The 3,259-nt window shown below is 39.0% G+C and carries 6 protein-coding genes; 4 read left to right on the plus strand and 2 right to left on the minus strand.

Going from position 1 to position 3,259, the window contains the following annotated elements; translation table 11 throughout:
* Positions 1-263: 263 nt before the first annotated feature.
* From FD47_RS15945 to FD47_RS13930, 3 genes are all read left to right on the plus strand, one after another.
* Positions 264-464: hypothetical protein (locus FD47_RS15945; RefSeq protein WP_235806110.1), on the plus strand; the 201-nt coding region annotated here is incomplete at its 3' end.
* 146 nt (positions 465-610) lie between these two features.
* On the plus strand, positions 611-1,171 hold the full coding sequence (locus FD47_RS13925; protein ID WP_054736659.1) for a hypothetical protein: 561 nt from the start codon (positions 611-613) through the stop codon (positions 1,169-1,171).
* A 237-nt stretch (positions 1,172-1,408) separates the two neighbouring features.
* Positions 1,409-1,570 (plus strand): hypothetical protein, encoded by a 162-nt coding sequence (locus tag FD47_RS13930; protein ID WP_225353012.1) that lies wholly within the window; start codon positions 1,409-1,411, stop codon positions 1,568-1,570.
* A gap of 149 nt (positions 1,571-1,719) precedes the next feature.
* Here FD47_RS13930 and FD47_RS13935 read toward each other — a convergent pair whose 3' ends face one another.
* Positions 1,720-2,067, minus strand: a complete 348-nt coding sequence (locus tag FD47_RS13935; protein ID WP_225353011.1) for a type II toxin-antitoxin system PemK/MazF family toxin — start codon at positions 2,065-2,067, stop codon at positions 1,720-1,722.
* Positions 2,068-2,352: an AbrB/MazE/SpoVT family DNA-binding domain-containing protein gene (locus tag FD47_RS13940; RefSeq protein ID WP_054736656.1), complete on the minus strand. Its 285-nt coding sequence runs from the start codon at positions 2,350-2,352 to the stop codon at positions 2,068-2,070. It lies immediately after the preceding gene.
* A gap of 207 nt (positions 2,353-2,559) precedes the next feature.
* On the opposite strand from FD47_RS13940, the gene FD47_RS13945 reads away from it, so the two are divergent.
* Entirely contained in the window at positions 2,560-3,255 is a 696-nt protein-coding gene (locus FD47_RS13945; RefSeq protein WP_056980810.1) for a hypothetical protein, read from the plus strand.
* The last annotated feature ends 4 nt before the right edge of the window (positions 3,256-3,259 follow it).

The following is a 3,259-nucleotide window of genomic DNA, read 5'->3' on the forward strand; positions in this document are numbered from 1 at the left end:
TGTTGCACTTAACTTGACAATTGAGGTAATTTAGAATTTAATGAAAATTGTAATTTTTAGTCAATTCAACAATTATTGCATTTAACGTCACAATAAAGGCATTGGAAGCAAGTATGAATTGCAAACTGTCCGATCGAGAAATAGGCACTACCTTACCTTCTCTACTTGATCCACTATAGAAGAATACAGTGGGGTGGGCTGGCAATATGAAGATGACATTATTGTTCAAGTGTTTATGTATTTAGCCGATGGGGGAGATATTGATGATAGTCGAGCGACCGCCGATGAGGCCGAAGGATCAGATAGCGTATAATAAAGCCAGAGCGAAACGACGCAAAAACCTGTGGATCTTCTGGTCGGTGACGTTTCTTACTTTAGCGTTGATATTCTGGAAGTTCACATTGGCAACGCTAATTGTGGCGGCCTCGAGTATCTTCACGGCTTCAACTCCTTGGACGTTGCCGNCGAGGACCGTCATCGCAGGTAGGGATGGATGATGTAGTACTCCAGACCACACTTTTTCCTTACTAATAGCATTATAAATTTGTCCTTAACATCCTCTAAATAGTAGCATATAATTAATATTAATTAAGAGAGATGGAGGATTATCATGAGAAGAACATTATTAGTGTTATTGACATTAGGGGTCGGGTTGGCAACACTATCGGTGTCAACAAATAACGTGCAAGCTAAGGCAAAGCGATTGCCAACGGTTACGACGTACAGTACAAACGATAATAAGGTGAAGTTTAATTTTACGAGTCAAGTGACAAAATCGGTTAGTGCAACCAAGACTTATGATCTATATGACGGCAAAGTGACGTTAAGACTAAAGGGGTTGAGATATTACACACTAAAGCCTAAGTACGGTAAAAAGCTTTTGGTTAGAGCGTACTTTAAGGCGACGTCTAATCTTGACGGTTCAGAAGATGTTTTCGAAGATTATGATGACGGAGATGGAACATATTTGAATACAACTGATGGTGATCGGTTGTATCAAATCGGCACTAAGAATGGTAGTGATACCGGCGTTGTTGCTTTAAGCGGACATGATGCGGCAAATATTCATGTTGATTATATGAGTAGTCATGCAGTACCACTTGGGAATTTTGGAAGCGGTACAATTCACTTTGTGCTTAGTGAAGAGAACCATGAACTCCAATTTCAATAGAATCTTTTAGGACAGAAGTAAACGGGGGTTAACTGTGTTTACTCCTGTTTTTTAAGCCAAATAGCAGCGTCTGAGAATCCTTTTTCCAGATACTCCAAACATTTCATTGCCTTTTCCTCCCCACCGGTCTATCATGCAGCTGGACGCAAAAAGAGGTGATTCTCGACGACCAAGATCTACACCCGGCCCGACAATCAGGACCAAGAAGTCAAGCGCTCAGACGGGCGGCAAGCTTACATGCACATTGAAAAAGAACCCAACAGCTTCCGATATGTGTTCAAGTTTCCAACCCACGCGCACCACAGTTTCTGGTACGATGGGATTACCTTGAAGAGTGGCACTGAAGTCGAAGTCCACACGATTGACGGACCAGAAAGGTTCCAGATCCTTGTTGATTGATAAGCTAATATATAATGACATTTTGTTCGAAATGTCATCATATATAAGCTTACCAAGACGTTATTGTTATCATTCACCTCAAAGAAAAACCATTTAGGAAGTAAGTTTGTTGCTTCCTAAATGGTTTTTGCGTTTTGATAACAAAGACGCTACAAAGTTTGATGAATATTGTCTAGAACTTCAGACAGAAGATCTGAAGGAATCTTTTCCTTGTATTCAAAAAGACGTGCGTGATAGTCAAACGACTTTAGTTGCTCAACGAAAATAGTTCCTTCAATTTGTGTTCGACTGTCTAACGATACGTGCAGTGGATGGTAATACTGACCGTGAGAGATTGGGACACACCACACAAATGGGGATGATGTTGATAGACGCTTTTGGCTAATGACTAAAGCAGGATGCCATCCTTGCTCTTCATGTCCGCGAGAAGGATTGAAATTAATCATAATAATGTCACCTTGTTCAGGGATGTACGAGTTATTAACTGTAGCCGCCAATTACCAAATCTCCTTTCCAGCCGGATGATTATCAGACCAGTTTTTTAGATCATCCGGTTGTTCGTATGAGTCGGGAGTGCCATTATAATTTGCATATTTCTCGGCCAATGTTGGCTTTGCAATTGGCTCTAACGCTAATAATGATTTGCCATGATAGTTAATTTTAACCACTTTAATTTTTGTCCCTTCACGCAGATCGCCAGCTTCAAGAGTCTTCTTGGATAAGAAAATCCCATGACCGTTACCCCATTTTGCAACTTTCGTTTTGCTTACTTCGTCAGGCATACGGATCGCTCCTCTCTGGTTTTTAGTTAAGTTTAACCTGCTGTTTAACCGTAGTCAATGAAATAAGCATTTGATTCTATGGCGTCACAACGAGTGTTTGAAGTAAACATTGGAATACGATATAATTAAATACGAACGTAAGTTCTTTTAGCTAGACTGTTAATCTGTCATGGAGGAATACAATGGAACGATATCTATACCTTAAGTTTGTGGATCCTTCCTATCTTAAATGTTTTTTTAGATCAAGGGGAACTTCACTTTGGGAGTACCACTCAGTATCGAAAAATCGAAGAAGAAGGAGGAAATGATTGGATTGGCGATAAAAATGACGGAAGCTTGATTTACCCTGAAAATGTCTTGCCGAATATCCACGCATTTTTGACCTATCGAGGTACTCAATATGAATTGTCAAATCGTGATATATTAGGATTGAAAACGGCTATTAATGAAAATATTTTTTGTATGACGAAAGTTAATATTCAATCTGATTTAGGAAATAATGAGTCTCAAAACAAGTTTTTGTATGAGATGCATAACTCCATCCTTGCCGATCAGCGTTATCCAAAAAAAGTAGTTTTTCTAAACGAATATGAGAACTTTATCAAAAAAGTAATATTGTCCCTCGACATTTTAGGCTATTCTAGAATTGATGTAGCACTTGGTAATATTTTATATGATGATAGATATGGATTGGCTTATCAATTGAGTATGAGGGATATAATGGGCCGTGGTTCGTCTTATTGGGTTAATTTTATTAAGGAAAAACGTTTCGCTGTTGAAAGGGAACAGCGATTAATGATTCCCGCGCTAAATATGTTCGACACTGAATTCGGAAAAAATATTTCAATTGGGTCTATTAGACCATTTGTTACAGTGTATGTAAAAGGCACCCGTAAAATGTAGGAAA

The organism is Lentilactobacillus parafarraginis DSM 18390 = JCM 14109, from assembly GCF_001435895.1.
Lineage (GTDB): Bacteria > Bacillota > Bacilli > Lactobacillales > Lactobacillaceae > Lentilactobacillus > Lentilactobacillus parafarraginis.

Bases quoted from the DNA above. Each gene is read 5' to 3' on its own strand.
- FD47_RS13940 (WP_054736656.1), bottom strand. From the start codon at position 2,352: ATGCCTGACGAAGTAAGCAAAACGAAAGTTGCAAAATGGGGTAACGGT.
- FD47_RS13925 (WP_054736659.1), top strand. From the start codon at position 611: ATGAGAAGAACATTATTAGTGTTATTGACATTAGGGGTCGGGTTGGCA.
- FD47_RS13930 (WP_225353012.1), top strand. From the start codon at position 1,409: ATGCACATTGAAAAAGAACCCAACAGCTTCCGATATGTGTTCAAGTTT.